Annotated in this window: 16 protein-coding genes and 3 pseudogenes; 6 read left to right on the top strand and 13 right to left on the bottom strand. The window is 59.7% G+C overall.

The features are described 5' to 3' along the window. Nucleotides 1-374 precede the first annotated feature (374 nt). Nucleotides 375-536 (bottom strand): hypothetical protein, encoded by a 162-nt coding sequence (locus MUN79_RS14675; RefSeq protein ID WP_244673452.1) that lies wholly within the window; start codon nucleotides 534-536, stop codon nucleotides 375-377. Between the two features lie 165 nt (nucleotides 537-701). On the opposite strand from MUN79_RS14675, the gene MUN79_RS14670 reads away from it, so the two are divergent. The 6 genes and pseudogenes from MUN79_RS14670 (at nucleotide 702) to MUN79_RS14645 (ending at nucleotide 9,927) form a co-directional block, all read left to right on the top strand. After that, on the top strand, nucleotides 702-3,653 hold the full coding sequence (locus MUN79_RS14670; RefSeq protein ID WP_244673451.1) for an Ig-like domain-containing protein: 2,952 nt from the start codon (nucleotides 702-704) through the stop codon (nucleotides 3,651-3,653). A 291-nt stretch (nucleotides 3,654-3,944) separates the two neighbouring features. Next, nucleotides 3,945-5,056, top strand: a pseudogene (gene gmd, locus MUN79_RS14665) (GDP-mannose 4,6-dehydratase). Between the two features lie 132 nt (nucleotides 5,057-5,188). Next, entirely contained in the window at nucleotides 5,189-6,148 is a 960-nt protein-coding gene (locus MUN79_RS14660) for a GDP-L-fucose synthase family protein (RefSeq protein ID WP_244673450.1), read from the top strand. Between the two features lie 34 nt (nucleotides 6,149-6,182). Next, a complete protein-coding gene (locus tag MUN79_RS14655) occupies nucleotides 6,183-7,427 on the top strand; it encodes a glycosyltransferase family 61 protein (protein ID WP_244673449.1) in 1,245 nt (414 codons plus the stop codon). A gap of 486 nt (nucleotides 7,428-7,913) precedes the next feature. Further along, a complete protein-coding gene (locus MUN79_RS14650) occupies nucleotides 7,914-8,873 on the top strand; it encodes a glycosyltransferase family 61 protein (RefSeq protein WP_244673448.1) in 960 nt (319 codons plus the stop codon). Nucleotides 8,874-8,910: 37 nt separating this feature from the next. Then, on the top strand, nucleotides 8,911-9,927 hold the full coding sequence (locus tag MUN79_RS14645) for a glycosyltransferase family 2 protein (RefSeq protein WP_244673447.1): 1,017 nt from the start codon (nucleotides 8,911-8,913) through the stop codon (nucleotides 9,925-9,927). A 125-nt stretch (nucleotides 9,928-10,052) separates the two neighbouring features. Here the strand turns inward: MUN79_RS14645 and MUN79_RS14640 are convergent, their stop codons facing one another. The 12 genes and pseudogenes from MUN79_RS14640 to hydA all read right to left on the bottom strand — a co-directional run bounded on the left by MUN79_RS14640 (nucleotide 10,053) and on the right by hydA (nucleotide 22,451). After that, nucleotides 10,053-11,408, bottom strand: a complete 1,356-nt coding sequence (locus MUN79_RS14640) for an NAD(P)H-dependent oxidoreductase (protein WP_244673446.1) — start codon at nucleotides 11,406-11,408, stop codon at nucleotides 10,053-10,055. Nucleotides 11,409-11,505: 97 nt separating this feature from the next. Next, a pseudogene (gene rfbC, locus MUN79_RS14635) lies at nucleotides 11,506-12,011 on the bottom strand (dTDP-4-dehydrorhamnose 3,5-epimerase). A 114-nt stretch (nucleotides 12,012-12,125) separates the two neighbouring features. Then, nucleotides 12,126-13,201: pseudogene (locus MUN79_RS14630) on the bottom strand (NAD-dependent epimerase/dehydratase family protein). A 115-nt stretch (nucleotides 13,202-13,316) separates the two neighbouring features. Next, nucleotides 13,317-14,207 (bottom strand): glucose-1-phosphate cytidylyltransferase, encoded by an 891-nt coding sequence (gene rfbF / locus MUN79_RS14625; protein WP_311136481.1) that lies wholly within the window; start codon nucleotides 14,205-14,207, stop codon nucleotides 13,317-13,319. A 203-nt stretch (nucleotides 14,208-14,410) separates the two neighbouring features. Continuing rightward, nucleotides 14,411-15,190, bottom strand: a complete 780-nt coding sequence (locus tag MUN79_RS14620; protein WP_244673445.1) for a WecB/TagA/CpsF family glycosyltransferase — start codon at nucleotides 15,188-15,190, stop codon at nucleotides 14,411-14,413. Nucleotides 15,191-15,326: 136 nt separating this feature from the next. Then, a complete protein-coding gene (locus tag MUN79_RS30085; RefSeq protein ID WP_262922863.1) occupies nucleotides 15,327-15,446 on the bottom strand; it encodes a sugar transferase in 120 nt (39 codons plus the stop codon). Further along, nucleotides 15,419-16,480 carry an exopolysaccharide biosynthesis polyprenyl glycosylphosphotransferase gene (locus MUN79_RS14615; protein ID WP_262922862.1) on the bottom strand — a complete coding sequence of 354 codons (1,062 nt, stop codon included), beginning with the start codon at nucleotides 16,478-16,480 and terminating at the stop codon, nucleotides 15,419-15,421. The genes MUN79_RS30085 and MUN79_RS14615 overlap by 28 nt, the downstream gene beginning before the upstream one ends. After that, on the bottom strand, nucleotides 16,480-16,722 hold the full coding sequence (locus MUN79_RS14610; protein ID WP_244673444.1) for a hypothetical protein: 243 nt from the start codon (nucleotides 16,720-16,722) through the stop codon (nucleotides 16,480-16,482). Before MUN79_RS14610 ends, MUN79_RS14615 begins: the two co-directional genes overlap by 1 nt. Nucleotides 16,723-17,028: 306 nt before the next feature. Then, nucleotides 17,029-18,435, bottom strand: a complete 1,407-nt coding sequence (gene preA, locus MUN79_RS14605) for an NAD-dependent dihydropyrimidine dehydrogenase subunit PreA (protein WP_244673443.1) — start codon at nucleotides 18,433-18,435, stop codon at nucleotides 17,029-17,031. A gap of 62 nt (nucleotides 18,436-18,497) precedes the next feature. Further along, entirely contained in the window at nucleotides 18,498-19,829 is a 1,332-nt protein-coding gene (locus MUN79_RS14600) for an FAD-dependent oxidoreductase (protein WP_244673442.1), read from the bottom strand. Between the two features lie 157 nt (nucleotides 19,830-19,986). Then, nucleotides 19,987-20,820: a nitrilase-related carbon-nitrogen hydrolase gene (locus MUN79_RS14595; RefSeq protein ID WP_244673441.1), complete on the bottom strand. Its 834-nt coding sequence runs from the start codon at nucleotides 20,818-20,820 to the stop codon at nucleotides 19,987-19,989. Nucleotides 20,821-21,074: 254 nt separating this feature from the next. Then, nucleotides 21,075-22,451 (bottom strand): dihydropyrimidinase, encoded by a 1,377-nt coding sequence (hydA, locus tag MUN79_RS14590; RefSeq protein WP_244673440.1) that lies wholly within the window; start codon nucleotides 22,449-22,451, stop codon nucleotides 21,075-21,077. Nucleotides 22,452-22,523: the final 72 nt, after the last annotated feature.

Below are 22,523 nucleotides of genomic sequence, written 5' to 3'. Positions count from 1 at the left end.
TCATGGGTGCTTTTTTTTGGCTTTAGTATGACCAAACCACCTTTACAGTAGACGAACGTTCTATATACATAAAACGACATACGATAAAACAAGTCTATTATAGATTTAATGCAATACATAATATTTTGTCATGCGTCTTGCATAACAAATCAATTTTATACATTTGCATTGAACCTCGATATCAGTTTTAGGACTTTACCAAGTCAATCACTGATTAACTTTTTCATAAGTGCTCTAATTAGACGTGCACACTACGATTCTAATTGCACCCAAAAAAGAGTTGTAAAGCGGGACGCCAGTTTTGTGCCGCTGGATGATGTTGGTCTTGAGTAGCTGCGAAAGCACTCATTTTGGTGATTAAAGGCTTTTAATACTTATTTTTTGGGAACGGCGATACGCGTGGTCAGCCCCAAAAAGAACGTATCGAAAGCAGGCACGGATTGCATAACAGATGCCGTTGCTAAAAGAACCGCCAGGGCAGCCCCCACAGACCAATTGTAAAAAAACAAGTACGGCAATTGAAACGATTTGTTCATATGCCGGGTTTTTCACAACATCCCTCTATAGGGTTTACTTTTCTAAAAACTCACAGAATGCAAAACACCTCTGGACTCCAGTTCCGTTCTAACCGGAACGCCTCCTCTGGTACACACTTTCTGCCCCTGTTGGCGCTCGTGCTGTTGGTTTCATCTTTTTTCCCCGTGTCACTCCGGGCTCAGGGCCAAGCGCCCAATGTGACGTACTCCGGTCCCATCACTATCACTCAGGGTGGTACTTACACGGGCAATTTCAAGAGTACCAATTCCCGGGTACCCTGTATCCTCATTCAAACTACCCAGCCAGTAATCATTGAGAACTGCATTCTGGCGGGTGCCGGCGACCTGATTCTGGCCAATGCCGGCGGCTACAACCTGACCGTGCGCAACAACCGCGGCTACGGCTTGCAGCAAAGCCTCGACAACGAGCGTCACGGCCGCTTCCTGGAAGTAAACGGGGCCCGCTCGGTAACCATCGAGAACAATTACTTTGAACACACGACCGGTATCGCCATCTACCAGTGGAGCGGCGACGGCTCGGCCTCGCAGACGCTGAAAGTGCGGCGCAACGTGGCTAAGAATATGGATGGCCGCTACCGCAACGGCGGCGGCACGTTCTGCAACTTCCTGGGTCTTAATCAGGTGAAAGCCCTCAGCAATGTAGAGGTGGCCTGGAACCAGATCATCAATGAGCCGAATAACTCGCTGGTGGAAGACAACATCAACTTCTACAACTCGGGCGGCACGGCTGGCAGCCCCATGAGCGTGCACGACAACTACGTGCAGGGGGCTTACCCCTTCCCCGCCACCGATACCAAGTTTACCGGCACGGGCATGATCGTCGACGGCGACGGCACCTCGCAGCAGGGCTACCTCGACGCCACGCAGAACCAGTTTGTGTCGACGTGTAACTCGGCCATGAACATCGCCGGCGGCCACCACGTGCGCTACACCCAGAACCGCATGGTCACCAGCGGCCTGCTGCCCAACGGCACCAAGCTCAACGCGACCTACTGCGGCATCGCCGTCTTCAACTTCTACCAGCAGGCCCAGTTCGGCAACCACCTGGTCGACAACAACACCATGGGCATGGTCAAGTGGGGCGCCAATAACCCCTTCCCCAACCGCAACGACAACGGCGACTACGGCTTTCCCATCCACACCAACACCCAGCACCTGCCCAACCCCATCACCCTGCAGACCGAGCAGGACGAGTGGACCCGCTGGAATAACAAACTAAAAGCCAACGGCATTACCATTGGCACCGGCACGAATACCAACGGCGGCAGCGGCAGTGGCACTCCAGCCAATGCAGCGCCCACGGTTAGCCTGACTTCGCCCGCTACCTCGAGCGTAGCTACTGGCACGGTCCTGAACCTGACGGCCACGGCCGCCGACGCGGATGGCTCGGTGGCCAAGGTGGAATTCTTCAACGGCGCCACTAAGCTCGGCGAAGACACCTCGGCTCCCTACGAGTTGAGCTACACGGCCGCTACCGTTGGCACCCTGACGCTCTCGGCCCGTGCTACGGATAACGCCGGCGCTACTGCCAACTCCGGCACAGCGACGGTTACCGTTACCTCCTCTACGGTCATCATCACCCCGCCCACGGCCGGCAGCTTCTACCGGGCCATCAACATCAACGGCCCGGCCATTACGCTCGACGGCAACGCCTGGCAGGCCAGCAACGGGGCCAGTGGTGTGCAGATCATCGGTACGCCCTTCGCCAACCAAAACGTGACGCTCAACCCGGCTACCGACGCCACCCGCGCCAGCATGATTCGCTCCTCGGTGTACGGCAACACGACCGGCGCGGCCATTACGGTGCCCAACGGCGCCTACCAGGTGTACTTCTACGTGTGGGAAGACAACAATGCCGAGACCTTCAACCTCTTGGTAGAAGGCCAGACGGTCCGCTCGGGCTACAACAGCGGCTCGGCTGGCAAGTGGGAAAAAGTAGGCCCGTTTACCGCTAACGTCACCGACGGCACCCTGAACATGTCGACGTCGGGCGGCACGGCCAACCTCTCCGGCGTAGAAATCTGGGCTGGCTCGGCAACGGCTCCAACCAACGCAGCGCCCACGGTTAGCCTGACTTCGCCCGGCACTTCGAGCGTACCCGTAGGCACGGTCCTGAACCTGACGGCCACGGCCGCCGACGCGGATGGCTCGGTGGCCAAAGTAGAATTCTTCAACGGCGCCACTAAGCTCGGCGAAGACACCTCGGCTCCGTACCAACTCAGCTACACCGCCGCTTCGGCCGGCACCCTGACGCTCTCGGCCCGCGCTACGGATAACGCCGGTGCTGCCGCCAGCTCGGCTTCCGTAACCGTTACGGTAACCACCGCAACTACACCGACCGCAGCCTCTTTCTACCGGGCTATCAACATCAACGGTCCGGCCATTACGCTTGACGGCAACGCCTGGCAGGCCAGCAACGGGGCCAGTGGCGTGCAGGTTATTGGTACGCCCTTCGCCAACCAAGGCGTGACGCTCAACCCGGCTACCGATGCCACCCGCGCCAGCATGATTCGCTCCTCAGTGTATGGCAACACGACGGGGGTTAACATCAGCAGCGTACCCAACGGCACGTACCAGGTATACCTCTACGTGTGGGAAGACAACAATGCCGAGACCTTCAACATCCTGTTAGAAGGTCAGACGGTCCGCTCGGGCTACAACAGCGGCTCGGCTGGCAAGTGGGAAAAAGTAGGCCCGTTTACGGCTAACGTCACCGACGGCACCCTGAACATGTCGACGTCGGGCGGCACGGCCAACCTCTCCGGCGTGGAAGTCTGGAAGGCGGCCACCGGCACGGCCACTTCCACCCAGGCCCGCACGGGCGTTGGCTCTTCGACGGCCAAGGTGGGCAGCGTTTCGGCTTACCCCTCGCCCATGACCAATGAGTTGAGCATCGAGCTGAATCAGGCCCAGACCGAGACCATGCGCGTGGCCATTCTCAACCAGAGCGGCGCGGTAATGCAGAACTCGGAGGTAGCGTTTGAGAAGGGCCTGTCGAAAGACAAGCTCAACGTAAGCAACCTGCCCGCCGGAAACTATTTCCTGCGCTTCACCAGCGGCTCCCTGACTGGCAAGAGCATTCAAATCAGCAAATAGCTCGGCACTAGCTTCCCTTCTTTTTTGGCAAAAGCCTGGTCCTCGTCAGAGGGTCAGGCTTTTAGCTTTTACTACAGTCCCGACGGCACTTGATACAGACGGTGGGTGCAGCAGAACAGCAGAGCACACATTTTTAACTTTACTTATAATTAAAATAAATATTTTTATCACAAGTCTTGCGAATCACATTTTAAATACAATAATTTGATACTATAGTTCTATAAAGCACGCGTTGGGCGGCTGCGGACTGTTCTGCTCCTTTTGATCCACTTTGTCTTTTTCTACATCTGTATGAAGCGCGCACTGATTACCGGGATTACCGGCCAGGATGGTTCGTATCTGGCCGAACTGCTACTGAGCAAGGGTTACGAAGTTCACGGCATCAAACGCCGGTCCTCCCTGTTTAACACCGACCGGATTGACCACCTCTACCAGGACCCGCACGAAGCCAACATCCGCTTCAAGCTGCACTACGGCGACCTGGCCGACTCCACCAACCTGATTCGCATTGTGCAGGAGGTGCAGCCCGACGAGATTTACAACCTGGGCGCCATGTCGCACGTGAAAGTGTCGTTCGACACGCCCGAGTACACCGCCGACGTCGACGGGCTGGGCACGCTGCGGCTGCTCGAAGCCGTGCGCATTCTGGGTTTAGCCCATAAAACCCGGATTTATCAGGCTTCCACCTCCGAGCTGTACGGCCTGGTGCAACAGGTGCCACAGTCGGAAGCCACGCCCTTCTACCCCGCTCGCCCTACGCCGTGGCCAAATTGTACGGCTACTGGATTACGGTAAACTACCGGGAAGCCTACGGCATGTATGCCTGCAACGGCATTCTGTTCAACCACGAGTCGCCGATGCGGGGTGAAACCTTTGTAACCCGCAAAATCACCCGCGGCGTGGCCCGCATTGCCATGGGCCTGCAGCAGAAAATATACCTGGGCAACCTGGATGCCCGCCGCGACTGGGGCCACGCCCGCGACTACGTGGAAGCCATGTGGCGTATGCTGCAGCAGGACGAGGCCCGCGACTACGTTATTGCCACCGGCGTGACGACCACCGTGCGCGACTTTATTCTCTTGGCCTTTGCCGAGCTGGGCATTGAGCTCAACTTCGTGGGCGAAGGCGTGAGCGAAGTAGGCTACGTGGTATCCTGCTCCAACCCCGACTATCAGGTGCTCGAGGGCCAGGTGGTGGTTGCCGTCGACCCGGCCTACTTCCGCCCCACCGAAGTCGAGCTGCTGATTGGGGACCCGACGCGCGCCAAAACCGAGCTGGGCTGGGAGCCGCAGTACGACCTGCAGGCCCTGGTAGCCGACATGGTGCAGGCCGACGTGAAGCTGTTCCGCCGCGACACGGTATTGCTCGAAGCCGGCCACCAGGTAATGTACCACGATGAATAAGGTGAGATGGTGAACTGGTGAACTGGTGAGTCGCCGTTGGACTTGCACTATCTGTGCGGCCGGACTATAAAACCCACCAAATCACCATCCTGCTACCTCACAATTTCACTATCTCAGCATTTCACTTCCCTAATGGACAAACACGCGAAAATCTACGTAGCGGGGCACCGGGGCATGGTGGGAGCGGCCATTATGCGCCGCCTGCACCGCGCCGGCTACGACAACCTGGTGGTACGCACCTCGGGCGAGCTGGACCTGCGCGACCAGGCTGCCGTGGCCGACTTCTTTGCCCAGGAAAAACCCGAATACGTCTTTCTGGCTGCCGCCAAAGTGGGCGGTATTCACGCCAACAACACCTACCGCGCCGATTTTCTCTACGACAACCTGATGATACAGGCCAACGTGCTGGGCCAAAGCCACGAGCAGGGCGTCCGGAAGCTGCTGTTTCTGGGTTCCTCCTGTATTTACCCCAAAATGGCCCCTCAGCCCATCAAGGAGGAATACCTGCTGACTGGCGCCCTGGAGCCAACCAACGAGCCCTACGCCATTGCTAAAATTGCGGGCCTCAAGCTCTGCGAGGCCTATCGGGCGCAGTACGGCAGCAACTTCATTTCGGTGATGCCGACCAACCTCTACGGCCCCGGCGACAACTACGACCTGGCCAACTCCCACGTGCTGCCGGCCATGCTGCGCAAGTTTGGCGAAGCCGTGGAGCGCGGTCTGCCCCGCGTCACCATCTGGGGCACGGGCACGCCGCGGCGCGAGTTTCTGCACGTCGACGACCTGGCCGATGCCTGCCTGCACCTGATGCTGCACTACCAGGAAGCCGCGCCCGTGAACGTGGGTACCGGCCGCGACATCTCCATTCAGGAGCTGGCCGAGCTTATTTCCGAGCTGACGGGCTACGTCGGCGAAATTATCTATGACTTCTCGCGCCCCGATGGCACGCCCCGCAAGCTCCTCGATGTCAGCCGCCTTCATTCCCTGGGCTGGCAGCATCAGATTGGGCTTACCGAAGGCCTGCAATCTGTAATTGCCGCGGCCGACTGGCGGCAGGCAGTTCGTTTCACTCCACTCCAGGCTTTGGCCTAACCACACGTTACCAACCACACATTCCCCATGTTTTATGCACGATATGCTACTCCGGGCCCGCAGGCGTGCCGGTCGGCTGCTGCGCGAAATCGTTCCCTACAACAGCCGCTTCCGGCCAACCGGTATTCATCCGACCAGTAAGGAATTAGCCCACCAGATAGGAAGCGGCGTTTTTTACCAGGAAATATATCCGGCTTATACTTCTACGCTGGACATTCCGCCGGCCCTCTACGAGGCCGGTCCCAGCTACAACAAGTTTCCGCACCGGGAGGAGGTACCGCCGGCTTTCACGCTGGAAGTGCTCAACGGCCGCCTCTACGCCGACAACTTCAACAGCGAGGCCGTGATATCAGCCGATAATAAGCTGATTGGGGATGTGTCGTTTCAGTATGCCCGCGGCAAGTGGCAGCTGACTCAGCCCGCCGACAACAACATCTTCCAGCAGCGCTTTTTTCTGCCGCCCATCCACGTCAAAGGCACCGTGTGCAGCCTGCTCTCGGGCGGCGGGGCCGCGCTGGGCAACTACTACCACTGGCTGGTTGACTCGCTGCCGCGGCTACACTTGATACGGGAAGCCGGCCTGCTCGACTCCATCGATTACTTTCTGGTGTACAACCGCAATCTGCGCTTTATGCTGGAAACGCTGGCGCCACTGGGTATCGGGCCCGAGCGGATTATTGACGTAACCACCCACCGCCACCTGCAGGCCGACCGGCTGCTGCTGAGCTCACCGGTGCGCGGCAAGGGCGTGCACACACCCGACTGGGCCTTCCAGTTTCTGCGCGACACCTACCTGCCGGCCACCTGCACCCGCGAATTCAACCCCTACATCTACATCAGTCGCCGCGACGCCCCGGGCCGCCGGGTGCAGCCGGCCGCCGAGGTAGAGGCCATGCTGGCCCAGGAGTTTGGCTTTGCTACCTACGTTTTATCGGAGCTTTCCTTTGCTGAGAAAGTGGCCCTTTTCAGTCAGGCCAAAGCGGTAATCTCGCCCATCGGGGCTGGTCTGTCCAATATCATCTTCTCGCCCCGGGCTGCTCCCCTGCTGGAGCTGCTGCCCAGCAGCTTTGCCCTGGGCGACTATTGCGAAGTGTGCGCCCGCCTGGGCAAGCACTACGACTGGCTGGTGTGCGAGAGTCCAGAACAAGCTGACAACCACAACGATGCCAGCCGCGAAGACCTGACAGTAGATCTGACCACGCTCCGGGAGCGGGTGAGCCTACTGCTGAGCCACGTTAAAAGCTCTTCGCAGCAGCGGGAGCTTGAGTTGGAAGCCTAACCGGGCCTTGCGGTGCTACGCCGCTTATTCGGGGCCCGCTCCGGATAAGCGGCGTACGAAGTCCAACGGCCTTTGCCACACCCTACGCCACACTTTCACCAACAATTGCTACCAACCCAAACGGGGTATGGTCGTGCAGTTACACCCTGCCTGATGTCTTTGTTTTCAGCCAGGCGCCCCCGGTTGAATTCTCGCTGATGAGCCGCTCTTCTTCCAACCTTGCTCTGTTATGCATGACCTTTTTGCCCGAGCTCAGCGACGAGCCGGCGTAGTACTGCGCGAAACTATTCCCCACAACCGTCACCTGCGGCCGGCAGGAATCTATGCTTCCAGCCGGGAACTGTCCGCCCGCCCCGCAGCGGGGCCACGTACACCGAAGTATACCCCGTCTACGAATCGTATCTGGAAGTACCAGAAGCCTATCGAATCCTGAAGCCGGCGCACTGCGAGGCAATTCCTACCCGCGAACTAGTTGACCCCGCCTTCGTGCTAACCCTGGAGGAAGGACGCATCAACACCGACCACATCAACAGCCTGGCCGTCATTACCCGGGACAACTACCTGGTGGGCGACGCCTCGCTGCAGTTTTCGCGGATTTCCTTTGCCCTGGAAGCTTCTACCGCCAACCCAATTTTCCACCAGCGCTACTTCTCGACGCCCCGCTACATTCAAGGAACGGTGTGCAGCTTGCTGGCCGGCGGTGGCGCGGCCATTGGCAACTACTACCACTGGCTGCTCGACTCCGTGCCGCGCCTGCACCTGATACAGGAAGCCGGCCTCTGGGACTCCATCGACTACTTTCTCATTTATGACCGGGGGCACCGCTTCGCGGTGGAAACGCTGCTTGAGCTGGGCATCCGCGACGAGCAAATAATCGACATGCAGGGCAATGCCCATTTGCAGGCCCAACGACTGGTCGTGACGTCGGCCGTGCGGGGGCGGAGCCAGCATGCCCCGCTCTGGGCCGGACGGTTTATGCACCAAGCCTTTCTGCCCGCTTCGGAAGCCTACTCCTTTAGCCCGCTGGTGTACGTGAGCCGCCGCGACGCGGACTTCCGCCACGTGCGCAACGAGACGGAAGTGGAGAAGATGCTCAACACCTTCGGCTTCCGCAGCTACGAGCTCAGCCCGCTGAGCGTGCGGGAAAAAATAGCCCTCTTTGCCGGAGCCCGGGCCGTCGTGGGCCCCGTAAGCGCCGGTTTAGCCAACATCCTGTTCTGCCCGCCGGGCACTCCGCTGATTGAATTTTTGCCCCGCAATTTTGTGGTGCCCGACTACCTGGATCTGACTTCCCGCCTCGACATGCCGCATTACCCGCTGATCAGCCGCCCCGAAGCGGCCTCCGGGCAAAAGGCCTTTGCTAACCGGCGCGCCGACCTGACGGTGGATATTCAGGCCCTGCAGCACACGCTGCGCCGGGCCCTGCCCCGGCTGGTCCTTGCCTGAGCCCACCATTTTCCGTTTCACTTCTCCCCTTCCGCCTATGCCTTCCGTTCTGCTTTCGCTCGTCACCTGGAACAGTGCCGACTCGGTGGAGGCCTGCCTGCGCTCGGCCCTGGCCCAGACCTACTCCGACTTTGAGCTCTGGGTGGTCGATAATGCCTCCCGCGACGATACCTGCACCCGGGTTGAAGCCCTGGCCGCTACCGATGCCCGGCTGAAGCTGCACCGCCTGCCACAAAATACCGGCTTCTGCGGCGGCCACAACTACGCCCTGGACCGCACCCAGTCGGACTACGTGCTGCTGGTGAACCCCGACGTGGAAATGCAGCCCGACTACCTGGCCCAGGCCGTAGCAGCCATGCAGCGCGACGAGCAAATCGGGACGGTGTGCGGGCTGCTGGTGCAAAGCCTGGAAGCGGACCCCTACATCGACAGCGCCGGCATGAATGCCCTGCCCGACGGCCGCTTTGGCCTGCGTTTGCACCGGCAGCGCGTCAGTGAAGCGGACCTTACGCCGGGCTACGTAGACGGGGCCGACGGGGCCTTACCGCTATTTCGTCGCCGCTTTATTGATGACTTGCGGGTGGAAGACCACTTCTTCGACCCCCGCTTTTTTGCTCACAAGGAAGACTGGGACGTGGCCTGGCGCGGGCGGCTCTACGGCTGGCGCACCTGGTTTGAGCCGTCCTGCCGCGCGTTGCACCCCCGACAGTTTTTGCCCGCCAACTTACGCCTGCGCAACCGCCTGGCCAGCGCCATCAAAACCGACGCGGTGAAAAACCAGTGGCTGCTGCTGATTAAAAACACGACTCCGGCCCAAGCTCCACGGCTGCTGCTGCAGGCCATTCCGCGGCAGCTGGCCATTATGGCCTACTCGGTACTATTTGAGCGCAGCTCCCTGCCGGCATACCGGTATGTGTGGCAGCACTGGCGGGAGGCGGTGGAAAGCCGGAAGCTTATCCAGGCCCGGGCCCGCCGCGGCTGGGCGGCTCCGGCCCCGCAAGCCGTGGAGCGGCCCGCTCGCCCCGCTGGTGTCGGTGCTCCGGCGTTTCACTAATCGAGGCTCTGCCAACCCTTACCTTATAACTTAAGCTTCGTCAACTCCACCTAAATAACCGGGCCGCTCCTCGTATAGAAGAGCGGCCCGGTTGTTTGTTTCATAGCTTGTTATTGGCGGAAGTTCTAACCGAGGTTAGCTGCTACTTCGGCCGTGGGCACGGCAGTTGTCCTGTCGGAGTTGGAGCGGCCGAAATACGCGGCCTGCTCCTGGCGCAGCTGGTCTATCAAGCGGCCTTCGGGCAGAATCACGTCGTCGTAGGTTAGTGCCTGGTCTTTGGCTATGTCGTGGCGCAGGATGCAGCCTTCCGCCACCCCGATAGGCAACAGCCGCTCTTGGTCGGCTACCGGCGCGTTTTCGGCCAGGCCGTAGGTGTGGTAGTGCCCGATGCCGTCCAGAGTCTGCCCGGCAAAAAGCGGAATCTTGGCCGCTGTTATAACCTCCACGCGCATGGGGCCGGCCGGGGCCAGGGCCGCGTCCTTGAACAGCACGGCGCGGGCCACGGTGGTCGGGGTTTCGAAGTGGCACAGGTGGTAGGGCGTGTAGAAGCAGTACAGCGGCCCGGGGCCGAGCTTATAGAGCTTGAGGTAGTGCTGCTGCACCGGGTCGTCGATGGTGCCCAGCACGAAAACGCCCGGGCCGGGCTCGGCACCCACCACGTAATCCACAATGCCGGGGCCGCCGCTGAGCAGCTCTTCCTGCGGATACCATTCGGCGGCCTTGCTGATGGGCGTGCCGGGCGCCACGGTGGGGCCCAGCATGCCGCGCCGGGCCACCTGCATGCCCAGGGCGTTGGCAATGACGGCCTGCTCGAAGCTGATTTTGCTGCCATCGGCGAAGCTGGTCACCATGCTTGGGTTCTGCCCCCACTGCCGGGCAAAGCCCTCCTGAGTGGTCGGGTTGCGGTAGGGGTCGTGCAAGCCTTTGATGTTGCCGCACAGCACGGGCTTCACCCCGATGCCCTGCACGAAGCGGGCCAGGTTAAGCGTCACGCCCGGCTGGTCGCCGTCGGCCACGGTGTAGATAACCCCGGCCCGGTCGGCGTACACCTTCAGAATCGGGCCCACGGTGCCGTCCAGCTCCGCATTGAGCAGCACAATGTGCTTGCCGTGCCGGATGGCTTCGAGCACCACCCGCGCCCCGTGCTCCACGGCCCCGGTTACCTCAATGATGGCGTCGATGCCCTCGGCCCGGCTTAGCAGCAGGGCGTCGTCGGTAATGGCGGGCAGGCCCTGGGCAATGCAGGCTTCGAGCTGAGCCACGGAAGCCACTTCCCGCGGGGCCAGCGTACCGGCTTCCTCGTAGCACGCCCGGGCTTTGTCGAGGGTGCGGTTAGCAATGGCGACGAGTTCCATACCGGCCACGTAGCGGCAAATCTGCCGGGCCACGCCCTTGGCCATGAAGCCGGCTCCGACCATACCCACGCGGATGGGCTGGCCCAGGCGCTGCCGCTCAGCCAGCGCTTTATCTACTAGTATCATGTAATTCAGAAATGGAAGGTGAGCAATGCAGCCTGGAAAAATCGGCGGACCGAGCTGACGGGAAAATGCCGCAACTCGGTCCGGACAGACAGGTTTTTTATTTGGCTTCTACTTGAATTTCAGGCACCAGGAGCTGAAAATCCGGGTGGTGGCTGTCCTTCTCCGACACCAGCTTGGGCTCGAAGGGCCACTGAATATTGATGGCCGGGTCGTTCCAGCGCAGACCCCGCTCGGCGCCGGGCGCGTATTTAGCCGACACCTGGTAACTCACGTCGGTATTGTCAGCGAGAGTAAGGAAACCGTGGGCAAAGCGGCCCGGCACAAACAGCATCCGGAAGCTGGCGGCCGTTAGCTCCACGCCCAGCCACTGCCCGTAGGTGGGCGACTCTTCCCGCAAATCCACGATGACGTCGTAGATGGCGCCCTGGGTGCAGCGTACCAGCTTGGTTTCCTCGTGGGGCGGCAGCTGGAAATGCATTCCGCGCAGGGTGCCTTTTTTGGGGTTCGACGACAGGTTGGCTTGTACCGGGGCATCAGAATACCGTGGGCGGCAAACTCGTCTTCGCACCAGGAACGGGCAAAAAAGCCCCGCTCGTCGGACATGCGGTCTACGTCAATGATGTAAGCGCCAGCAAGTTCGGTCTCCGTAAAAATCATAGTGAAAGAGGTGTAGCGGTGGTGGAAAAGGAAACAGGCAGGGAAAAAAGCGTCGCGGCACTACGACAGGGCCAGCTCGGCAGGCTCCGGCACATGGACCGCCGCAGCCACTTTTTCGGGAGCCCAGGTGAGGGCTTCGTTTAGCTGCCCGCTGTCCCGCAGGGCCGTCAGCACCCGCAGGCGCATCAGCTGCGACGAGCGGAACTCGGGGTCGCGGAAGCCCATCCGGATCAAGCCGTCACGCAGTTCGGTGATGGTATCGGCCAGGGTGCGCTGGGGCTGGTGATGCGGAGCCAGCTGCCGAAAGAGGCTGAAATCGACGCGGTAGGAGCGTTTGTCGGGCGGGGCGCTGGGGTTGAGTTCCACACTGGTACCCGGAATGATGTCGGCAATAGCCGCGGCCAGGTCGCGCACCTGGTAGTTCCACTCCTCCGAGCCGGCATTGATGGCCAGGAAGTTACCGCCGCAATCGGCGGACCGGCCAATGGCCCACTCGATAGCGCGGGCCATGTCCTGCACATGAATCAGGGGGCGCCAGGGCGAGCCGTCGCTCAGGATGCTGATGCGGCCCGTAGCCACAGCCCCGGCCACGAAGTCATTCACTACCAGATCCAGCCGCAGCCGGTCGCTCCAGCCGCAAGCCGTGGCAAAGCGCAGGCAGGTCACGCGGAAATTCTCTGTGGCCAGCGGGGCCAGTTCCTGCTCACTCAGCACTTTGGAGCGTGCGTAGGCCGTCAGCGGGTTCAGTTCCGACTGCTCGGTTTTGGCTCCCTCTCCCCGGCCCCGTACATGCTGCAGGAGCTGGCAAACACGAAGGAGGTAACGCCCGCCGCCTTGGCCCGGCGCGCTAGCCCGATGCCGGCGCGGTAATTTATTTCCAGAGTCACATCCTCGTAGGTCTGGCCCATGGGGTCGTTGGAAATAGCGGCCAGGTGTACCACGGCATCTACTTCCTGCAGCAGGGAGTCGGGCAGGTGGCGCACGTCGCCGAACAGCTGCCGGTCGAGGCGCGACTCAGGCAGGCGCTCGGCGCCAGTCAGGCATTGGGCGAAGTAGCCCATATCATAGCCGATAAGCTCGGCCTTGGGAAAGGTGCGCCGCAGGTGACGTACCACGCCGGGCCCCACGTAGCCCATGTTACCAGTTATCAGAATGCGTTGCATAAAAGCAGGGAGTGAAAGAAGAAATACAAGGCAAGAGGGGTCCGGCCGCGCCAGGGCGGAAAAGCACACTTGCCAGAAAAAGAATCAGTTATACGTTGGGCAGCAGCGTGGGAGCCGCTACGCGCTGCCCGGCCGGGGCAGCCACTGCCGACGTCATAATGTCGGTCAGCACGGGGTCCGGGGCGGGCACGTCCGCGGTGTTCCCCCAGATTTTCCACTGGGCCTTGCCAGTGCTCCACATTTCCTCCAGCATGTTCCGGTCGCGCAGCGTGTCCATGGGCTGCCAGAAGCCGGTGTGGCGGTAGGCGGCCAGGGCTCCATTAGCGGCCAGGCGCTCCAGAGGGCCTTTTTCCCACACCGTGTCGTCATTGTCGATGTAGTCGAACACGGCGGGCTCGAGCACGAAAAAGCCTCCGTTAATCCAGGGCGTTTCGCCGCCTTCGGGCTTCTCCATGAAGTTGGAAATGCGGCTAGACTCGTCGCCAAGGGAGAAAACCCCGAAGCGGCCCGGCTGCCGCACGGCCGTGAGCGTGGCCAGGGCGCCTTCCTGCCGGTGGTGACGAATGGCGGCCTGAATATCCACGTTCCCGACCCCGTCGCCGTAAGTCAGGCAGAAGGTTTCGTTGTCGAGATGCTCCCGCACCCGGCGCAAACGGCCGCCGGTCATGGTTTCCTGCCCAGTATCCACCAGCGTTACCGTCCAGGGCTCGGCATTGCTGCGGTGAATCTGCATCTCATTGCGGTCCATCCGAAAAGTCACATCGGAATTATGTAGGAAATAATCCGAGAAATACTGTTTTATCATATGGCCTTTGTAGCCGCAGCACACAACGAAATCCCGGATACCGTGGTGGGAATAGATTTTCATAATGTGCCACAGGATAGGCTTGCCGCCGATTTCCACCATGGGTTTGGGCCGGACGCCACTTTCTTCGCTGATTCGGGTGCCATAGCCGCCCGCAAGAATTACTGCTTTCATGCTGTGTGGATACTGGTTAGAAAAGAGACGGGGGAGAGAAGACGATGTCGGGAGTAAGTCTGTGCTTACTGGTTATGTCTTACTTGCAGAAATATACTAAACTATTATAATATTGCTTATAATTTTTATGAATATTTTTTATAATAGATCAATTGCCAATAAATATTATCCAGTATAACCCAATCAAGCAGTAGTGCCCTGCTTTACTTGCCCGCGACGGATACGGGTGGTCGGTCGGCCGCATACGTTAGCAGGCGGCGGCCCAGCAGGTAGAGAAAGGTCGTATTGGTTTGCAGGTAGCGCTTCCAGAGGCGCTTGGGCTCCAGATACAGGCGGTAAGCCCATTCCAGCCACAGACGGCGGGCCCAGGCGGGCAGGCGCCGCTCCAGGCCGGCATACACCGGAAAGGCCTGGCCCACTCCCAGCATGCAGCTGCGAATACGGCCGCGGTGGGCCGCCATCCAGCGTTCCTGCCGCGGACAGCCCAGGGCCACAAACAGCAAATCGGGGTCGGCCGCGTTGATGGTGGCTACCTCGGCAGCATCCTCCTCGGGCGTAAGCGGCCGAAACGGTGGGGAATGGGTGCCCGCAATCTTCAGGTCGGGCAGCTCACGCCGGGCCCGGGCCACCATGGCGGCCAGCACTTCTTCGGTAGTGCCGTAGAAGTACACCGACTGCCCGCGCCGGGCGGCCTCGGCCAGCAAAACCGGGAGCAAATCCATCCCGGCAATGCGAGGTTGGGCCTGCTGATGAAACCAGCCCACGGCGGCCGCCACTGGGCTGCCATCAGGCGTCACAATATCGGCCTCATCCAGAATGCGGCGAAAATCGGGGTGCTGATGGGCTTCCACCACCATGTGCACGTTGGCACAGCACACGTAAGCCGACGAGCGGGCCGCTCCTAACGCCAGAATAGCCGTTACGAACTCAGCCGGGGTTCCGGTAGAAATCCACGAATCCAGCACTAGGCGTTTGGGTAGCATTGGTCAAATAGTGAAGCGTGAAGTGGTAGAATGGTAGAGTGCTGAAGTGGTCAAATAGTGAGTCTAGACTCTAAATTGAGCTGAGCTGCGCCAGAAGAACGAAAACTCATCACCTCACGATTTCACCATCTCACCGTTAGTAGGCGTTTTTCTCGCCGCGAATCATGTTCCAGACCGTTTTGCCGATGATTTTCATGTCGAGGCCAAACGTCCAGGTTTCCATGTACTTCAGGTCGTACTCCACCCGCTTGCGCATGGCCTGGGGGCGCGGGTTTCGCCGCGGTAGCCGTTTACCTGGGCATACCCGGTGATGCCGGGGGTCACGGCGTGGCGCATTTGGTAAGTGCGGATGTGCTTGGAATACTCTTCCAGCTGCGACACCATGTTGGGCCGCGGTCCCACCACCGACATATGCCCGAGCAGTACGTTGAAAAACTGGGGCAGCTCATCCAGATTGTACTTGCGCAGGTAGCGCCCCACGCGGGTTACTCGCGGGTCGGCAAAAGTAGCCTGCAGCTCAGTCTGACGATGGTCGGCCGTCATGGTGCGCAGCTTGTAGCAGGGAAACAGGTGGTTGCGCTTGCCCGGCCGCATCTGCTTGAAGAACACGGGCCCGGGCGAGTCGAGCTTGATCAGCAAAGCCAGCACGGGTAGAATAAAGGGAAATATCAGTCCGATAATGGCCAGGGAAAAGACAATATCAAACATGCGCTTCAGTACTTGATTGGTCCGCATGCCCAAAGGCTGGTGCCGGATGGTAAGAATAGGCATATGGTCGTAGAAGTACACATTCACTTCCCGGCGCACGGTGCCGCGGAAATCGGGCACGATGCGGAACGAGAGAAAATGGTCGTCGGCAAACTGAGAAAGCTCTTCGATGAGCTCGTGCCGGTCGAGCGGCAGGGTAAAGTAGATTTCGTCGATGGTGGTGCGCAGGCAGTAGCTTTTCAGCTCCGACAACGGCCCCCGCACGTAGGGACGCAGCCCCTCCGCCACGGGCTCATCGGCAAAAAAGCCCTGGAACTGGTTGCCAATGGGGTCGTGGGAAGCCAGAAAGCGGTAGAGCTCCTGCCCGCTTTCCCCGGCTCCTACGATGATAAAGCGCGAATGAGGCCGGGCAATGTGCCGATGATAGGCGCGGTAGCAGAACGTGGTCAGAAACCGCGCTCCTACCACCCCAGCCACCGAGAAGCTGTACACGCCAAAAATGAAGCGCAGTGACAGCCAATCTAGCTCCAGCGTCAGCACCACGGCCAGCACCAGGCAGGCGTGGAGCAGGAAGGTACGCATCAGATACAGCAGCTTCTCGGGTAGGTAATAAGCTTATCGACCCGGTAGATGTTGGCAAACTGCCCGGAAAGCAACCACCAGAGCAGGCCAAAAATCACGAAGCAGAAAGGAGCATAGCCCGTAAACTGCCAGGTTCCCCAGACCATGCGACCGGCCAGGCGGAAGGCTCCATATATCAGGAGAACATCCATCACGGGCAGTACTAGGCGCGAGGCGTCGGAGTAGTGTCTGTACCGTTCCATAGACTACTGTAGGTGAGAGAGCTGAAGAAAAGTGAGACTTAACAGTAGGTGGGATGTAGAAGGATAACTGGAACAAGTAACGTATATTTTAGAATTTAAGCAATAATAAATATGACTTTTGTTCTAATAAAGTTTCTAATACTTCATTGTATGGTATTTAGTCAATAAAAAATTTACTTGCAATTCACTCTACCCTTACTGTTGCTGCGCCTAAAACACAGCAGCGCGGCCCGAAACCAGGGAAAACCCTCGGTATCGAGCCGCGCTGTTGGCCTGCCACCGGGCAGGACTTTGCTAAACTGTATGTTACTCGGAGCTGGCAGCCGTTGCTTGCAGAGCCGCCGCGTCGGCGCGGGCGTACTGCCGGGCTTTGCCGGGCAAGGTTTTGTGCTGCTCCTTGCCCAGGGCGGCAGCGGGCTCAGGAACCCAGTGGTGGCGGCCACCGGCGCGCTCATCGTTAAACTCCGTGGGAATGGTACCGGCCGTGGTGCGCTCCTTCCAGGTGAGGTGCTCGGTGCCATCGTCGCGGCGCTCCATCGTGATGCACTGCTCCACGGGGCACACCAAGGAGCACAGGTTGCAGCCCACGCAGTTTTCGTCGATGATTTCGGGCACGCGGGTGCCTTCCTGCAGCTGGATGGCCTGGTGGGCTCCGTCTTCGCAGGCCGTATAGCAGAGCTGGCAGCCGATGCACTTGTCCTCGTTGATGTGGGCCGTGACTTTGTACTTCAGGTTTAGATCTTCCCAGTGCTTGACGTTGGGCAGGGCCTTGCCCACCATGTCGTATATCGTGTGGAAGCCCTTGTCGGTCATATACTGCTCCAGGCCGCTGGTCATTTCGCGAATGATGCCGAAGCCGAAATGCATGGCCGCCGTGCATACCTGCACACTGCTGGCGCCCAGCAAGATGTGCTCCACCGCGTCGCGCCAGTTTTCGATGCCCCCGATGCCCGAAATAGGCAGTTGCACCTCGGGGTGCTGGGCGCAGTTTTTCACCATGTTCAGGGCAATGGGCTTCACGGCCGGGCCGCAGTAGCCCCCATTCGAGCCTTTGCCATCCACTATCGGGTAGGGCGCAAACAGGTCCAGGTCGACGCCTACAATGCTTTGGATGGTGTTGATGAGCGAAATGGCGTCGGCGCCCCCGCGGCGGGCAGCCATGGCCGGCTCGGTAATGTCGCTGATGTTCGGCGTGAGCTTCACAATCACCGGAATCTTGGCCACTTCCATCACCCACTCCACAATGGTCTGGAGCACTTCAGGCTCCTGCCCTACCGCCGAGCCCATGCCCCGCTCGCACATGCCGTGGGGGCAGCCGAAGTTGAGCTCAATACCGTCGGAGCCGGCGTTCTGCACGTCGCGCACGATGTCGTGCCACTCCTGCCGGCTCTGCACCATCAGGGAGGCAATGACGGCGTGGTGGGGGAAGCGCTTTTTCACTTCCTCAATCTCGCGCAGGTTGTCGCTCAATGGCCGGTCCGAAATCAGCTCAATGTTGTTGAAACCGACCAGGCGCTTGTCGCGGTAATTGACGCCCCCGTAGCGGCTCGACACGTTGACGACGGGCACGCCCAGGGTTTTCCACACGGCCCCGCCCCAACCCGCGTCGAAGGCTTTCATTACCTGGTAGCCCGAGTTGGTGGGCGGCGCCGAAGCCAGCCAGAACGGGTTGGGCGACTTAATACCGGCAAAATTTATGGACAGATCTGGCATGGATTTGCTGTTGGTTAGTAATTGCTGGTTGTTCGTAATGTGCAGGCTAACAAGGCCAACAGCTAGAAACCACCGCTTAAAAAGGCGTGAATGCCGCGGGCCGTGGCTTTGGCTTCAGCCGCAGCGTTGACTACTTCAGCCCCACCGTTGCGGGCGTCGCCGGAGGTGAAATACTTGGGGTTGGTGGTCTGGCCGGTGCGCTCATCGGCCACGATGCGCCCTTTATTATCGACCTGCAGGCCGGGAATGAGGCTCAGCAGCTGGGTCTGCTTGGCTTGGCCGGTGGCCTTGATGACCATGTCGCAGGGCTCGACAAACTCGCTGCCGGGCACTACTTGCACTTGCCCGTGCAGCGTGGCTGTGCGAATAAACCGGACGCCTTCGACCTTGCCGTTGCCCACGATTTCGACCGGAGCCACGTTGAATAGCCCCTTCACGCCCACGCCCTTGGCCAGGTCGTACTCAAACTCGTAGGCGCCCATTTCCTCCTTGCCGCGGCGGTAGGCCAGAATTACGTCTTCCGCTCCCATCCGGGCCGACTCCGAAGCGGCGTCCATGGCCGTGTTGCCGCCGCCGAGCACAATAACCTTGCGGCCCACAGCCGTGCGGTGGTGCTGCACACGCAGCTGCTCGATGAACTCCACGGCCCCCACGCAGTTGTTGCGCTCCTCGCCGGGCAGCAGCAGCGGATTGGTAGCACCCAGGCCAATACCGAGGAAAATAGCGTCGTAAGACTCTTCCAGGGCTTCCAGCTCCCGGCGGGAGGCAATGGGCTGGTTGTACTGCACCCGGAAGCCAAACTGGTTTTCCAGATACGTCATTTCCGCCAGCACTTCCTCGTTGGTGATTTTGTAAGGCGCCACGCCGTACACGGTCAGGCCCGAAGGCTGGGACTTGGCTTCAAACACGTCGACTTCATAGCCCAGGCTGCGCAGCTCGCAAGCCGCCGAAATACCAGCCGGCCCCGCTCCTATTATGGCCACCTTGCGGCCGTTGGCCGGGCCGGGTCCGAAGAGCGGTTTATTCTGCTCAATAGCCTCGCGGGTAGCGAAGCTCTGCAGCCGCCCGATTTCGATGGGCTTCACGTCCTGCAGATTGTACACGCAGGCGCCTTCGCAGAGTACTTCGGTGGGGCACACTTTGCCGCAGGCGTTGCCGAAGTAGTTAGCCTCGTAAATGGTACGGGCGGCGCCAGTGGTATTGCCCGTGTTGATTTGGCGGATAAACTGAGGAATGTCGATGCCGGAGGGGCAGGCTTTGATGCAAGGGGCGTCGAAGCAGAACAGGCAGCGCGAGCTTTCGAACAGGGCCTCAGACTTGTTCATCCGGGGCTTGATCTGGGCGAAATTGGCGTGAAATTCCGGCTCGGAAGTAGGGGTTTTGTACTCGGCCATGGTACTGGAGGGAGAGGGTAATGGTGGGGCAATAGCAGCAGGAAAAATGTCGGGTAATAAGTAGACCGGAGGCTACCTACTGGGCACTACAAGCGTAAGCAAGGATTGGCCTTTGACCACCAATCCTTGCTTTTCAAGCACTTATCATATCGGCGGCTTACAGCTCGACCAGCTTCTCGTAGGTTTCGGGGCGCCGGTCGCGGAAGAACTGCCAGGTGGCGCGCACCTCGTCAATTTCGTCGAGGTCGAACTCGGAAATCAGTAGCTCGTCGTTGTCTTCCGAGGCCTGGGCGAAAATCTGCCCGCGCGGGTCCACGAAGTAGGAGGCGCCGTAGAATTTGCCCAGGTTCCAGGGCTTCTCGGTCCCGACGCGGTTGATGCAGCCCATGAAGTAGCCGTTGGCCGCCGCGTGGGCCGGCTGCTCCAGCTTCCAGAGGTACTGCGAGAGGCCCGCTACTGTGGCCGAGGGATTGTACACGATTTCGGCTCCGTTGAGGCCCAGCACCCGGGCCCCGTCGGGGAAGTGCCGGTCGTAGCAGATGTAGACGCCCACTTTGGCGTACTTGGTCTGGAACACGGGGTACCCCAGGTTGCCGGGCTTAAAGAAGAACTTTTCCCAGAACCCGGAGGTGTGGGGAATGTGGTTCTTGCGGTATTTACCCAGGTAAGTGCCGTCGGCGTCAATAACGGCGGCCGTGTTATAGAGGAAACCTGCAGCTTCCCGCTCGTAAATCGGCACAATCATCACCATGTTGTACTTCTTGGCGTACTCGGCCATGCGGTCCGTGGTGGGGCCGGGAACCGACTCGGCCGAGGCGTACCAGGCTTTGTCCTGGCCGGGGCAGAAATAAGGCGTGTTGAAGATTTCCTGCAGACACAGAATCTGCACGCCCTGCCGGCCGGCTTCTTCAATTAGCGGAATATGCTTCTGCACCATGGCTTCCATAATTTCGGCCATGGTGCCTTCGCCCTCACTGATGGGCAGACTCATCTGAATCAACCCGGATTTAACAATTCTTGGCATTGGGAAAGAGAGGAGAAAAGGGTGTGGGAGTATGTTGATTTTCGAGTGTTGAAGGCGGCTAGGCGCGTGTCATTGCGAGGCGCAGCCGTGGCAATCCGTCCTCTGAAATGTGCCGAGCTTTCTTTCTTGATAAGCTCAGGCGCGGGGCCTTCGGGGTAAAGGTCAGGTCGTACTGCGCAGAGGACGGATTGCTTCGGCTAGCGCCTCGCAATGACACGGGTTTAAAAAGCTGTTTTGCCGCGTTTGATAAACTGCCCGTAGCCGCGGCCGACTTTGGTTTCGCCTTCGTGCACGGCCACTTGCCCGCGAAGGATTACGGTGTCGATTTTGCCGGTCAGCTCCCAGCCTTCGTAGGCCGAGTAGTCGCAGTTCATGTGGTGGGTGGCGGCCGAAATCGTGTGCTTCTTCGCCGGGTCGAACAGCACCAGGTCGGCGTCGGCGCCGATGCTGATGGTGCCTTTGCGCGGAAACATGCCGAAGATTTTGGCCGCGTTGGTGCTGGTTACTTCCACAAACTTCTGCAGGCTGATTTTGCCGGTCGTTACGCCTTCCGAAAACAGCAGCTCCATGCGGTGCTCAATGGCGGGGTGGCCGTTGGGAATCTTGCTGAAGTCGTCCTTGCCCATCATTTTCTGCTCCCACATAAAGGGGCAGTGGTCGGTGCCGACTACCTGCACCAGGCCCTGGTTGATGCCGGCCCAGAGCGTGGCCTGGTCCTTTTTCTCCCGCAGCGGCGGCGACATCACCACCTTGGCCCCATTTACCTCGTCTTCGTACAGCGAGGCGTCGAGCACTAGGTACTGAATGCAGGTTTCCACGAACACGCGCTGGTTGCGCTCCGTGGCCCGCCGTACTTGGTTCAAAGCGCCCTCGCAGGTCAGGTGCACGATGTAGGCATTCACGCCAGTGTAGTTGGCAATGTCGGCGAAGCGGCCCGAGGCTTCAGCCTCCGTTACTTCGGGCTGCGACAAATAATGGTAGAGCGGCGTGAGCTTGCCCGCGGCCCGGTGCTGGGCAATGAGCGTGTCAATCATGTCGCCGTTGGTGGCGTGGGCCGTTACCAGGCCGCCGTGCTTTTTTACTTCCTGCATCAGCCCCACCATCTGGGCATCGTCAATCATGAGGGCACCCTTGTAGGCCATGAAGGTTTTAAACGAGGTGATACCCTCGGCTATCATGTCCTTGATTTCTTCCTTGGTGCCGGGGTTGAAATCCGTCACGGCCATGTGAAACGAGTAGTCGCCGACGGCCGTGCCGGTAGCCCGCCCCTGCCACTCGGTCAGGGCTTCGCGCAGGCTGTGGCCCTGCTTTTGGAGCACGAAGTCGATGACGGTGGTGGTGCCGCCGTGCAGGGCGGCGCGGGTGCCGGTTTCGTGGGTGTCGGAGCTAAAGGTGCCCATAAACGGCATGTCCAGATGCACGTGCGGGTCGATGCCGCCGGGCACGATGATTTTGCCCGTGGCGTCAATGGTGTGGTCGGCTTGCACCGGCAGGTTGAGGCCGATGGCCACTATTGTCTCCCCTTCCACCAGCACGTCACACACGGAATCGGAATCGGCCGTTACGACGCGGCCATTTTTAAGTAGCAAAGACGCCATGCAGATGGGAAAAGTGAAAGAAGTTTAGTTGGAAAAAATAGACTTTTATCGACCTAAAAACAAGCCCCAGAC

The organism is Hymenobacter cellulosilyticus, from assembly GCF_022919215.1.
Taxonomy (GTDB): Bacteria; Bacteroidota; Bacteroidia; order Cytophagales; family Hymenobacteraceae; genus Hymenobacter; species Hymenobacter cellulosilyticus.
This window is presented reverse-complemented; position numbering and strand designations above follow the sequence as displayed.

What these genes read in the sequence shown, in the direction of transcription:
- MUN79_RS14655 (WP_244673449.1), top strand. Translation starts at nt 6,183, where the DNA reads ATGCACGATATGCTACTCCGGGCCCGCAGGCGTGCCGGTCGGCTGCTG.
- MUN79_RS14620 (WP_244673445.1), bottom strand. Translation starts at nt 15,190, where the DNA reads ATGCTACCCAAACGCCTAGTGCTGGATTCGTGGATTTCTACCGGAACC.
- MUN79_RS14645 (WP_244673447.1), top strand. Translation starts at nt 8,911, where the DNA reads ATGCCTTCCGTTCTGCTTTCGCTCGTCACCTGGAACAGTGCCGACTCG.
- MUN79_RS14660 (WP_244673450.1), top strand. Translation starts at nt 5,189, where the DNA reads ATGGACAAACACGCGAAAATCTACGTAGCGGGGCACCGGGGCATGGTG.
- MUN79_RS14640 (WP_244673446.1), bottom strand. Translation starts at nt 11,408, where the DNA reads ATGATACTAGTAGATAAAGCGCTGGCTGAGCGGCAGCGCCTGGGCCAG.
- preA (WP_244673443.1), bottom strand. Translation starts at nt 18,435, where the DNA reads ATGCCAGATCTGTCCATAAATTTTGCCGGTATTAAGTCGCCCAACCCG.
- rfbF (WP_311136481.1), bottom strand. Translation starts at nt 14,207, where the DNA reads ATGAAAGCAGTAATTCTTGCGGGCGGCTATGGCACCCGAATCAGCGAA.
- MUN79_RS14595 (WP_244673441.1), bottom strand. Translation starts at nt 20,820, where the DNA reads ATGAGTCTGCCCATCAGTGAGGGCGAAGGCACCATGGCCGAAATTATG.
- MUN79_RS14675 (WP_244673452.1), bottom strand. Translation starts at nt 536, where the DNA reads ATGAACAAATCGTTTCAATTGCCGTACTTGTTTTTTTACAATTGGTCT.
- MUN79_RS14600 (WP_244673442.1), bottom strand. Translation starts at nt 19,829, where the DNA reads ATGGCCGAGTACAAAACCCCTACTTCCGAGCCGGAATTTCACGCCAAT.
- hydA (WP_244673440.1), bottom strand. Translation starts at nt 22,451, where the DNA reads ATGGCGTCTTTGCTACTTAAAAATGGCCGCGTCGTAACGGCCGATTCC.
- MUN79_RS30085 (WP_262922863.1), bottom strand. Translation starts at nt 15,446, where the DNA reads ATGCGCAAGCGGGTGGAGTACGACCTGAAGTACATGGAAACCTGGACG.
- MUN79_RS14610 (WP_244673444.1), bottom strand. Translation starts at nt 16,722, where the DNA reads ATGGAACGGTACAGACACTACTCCGACGCCTCGCGCCTAGTACTGCCC.
- MUN79_RS14615 (WP_262922862.1), bottom strand. Translation starts at nt 16,480, where the DNA reads ATGCGTACCTTCCTGCTCCACGCCTGCCTGGTGCTGGCCGTGGTGCTG.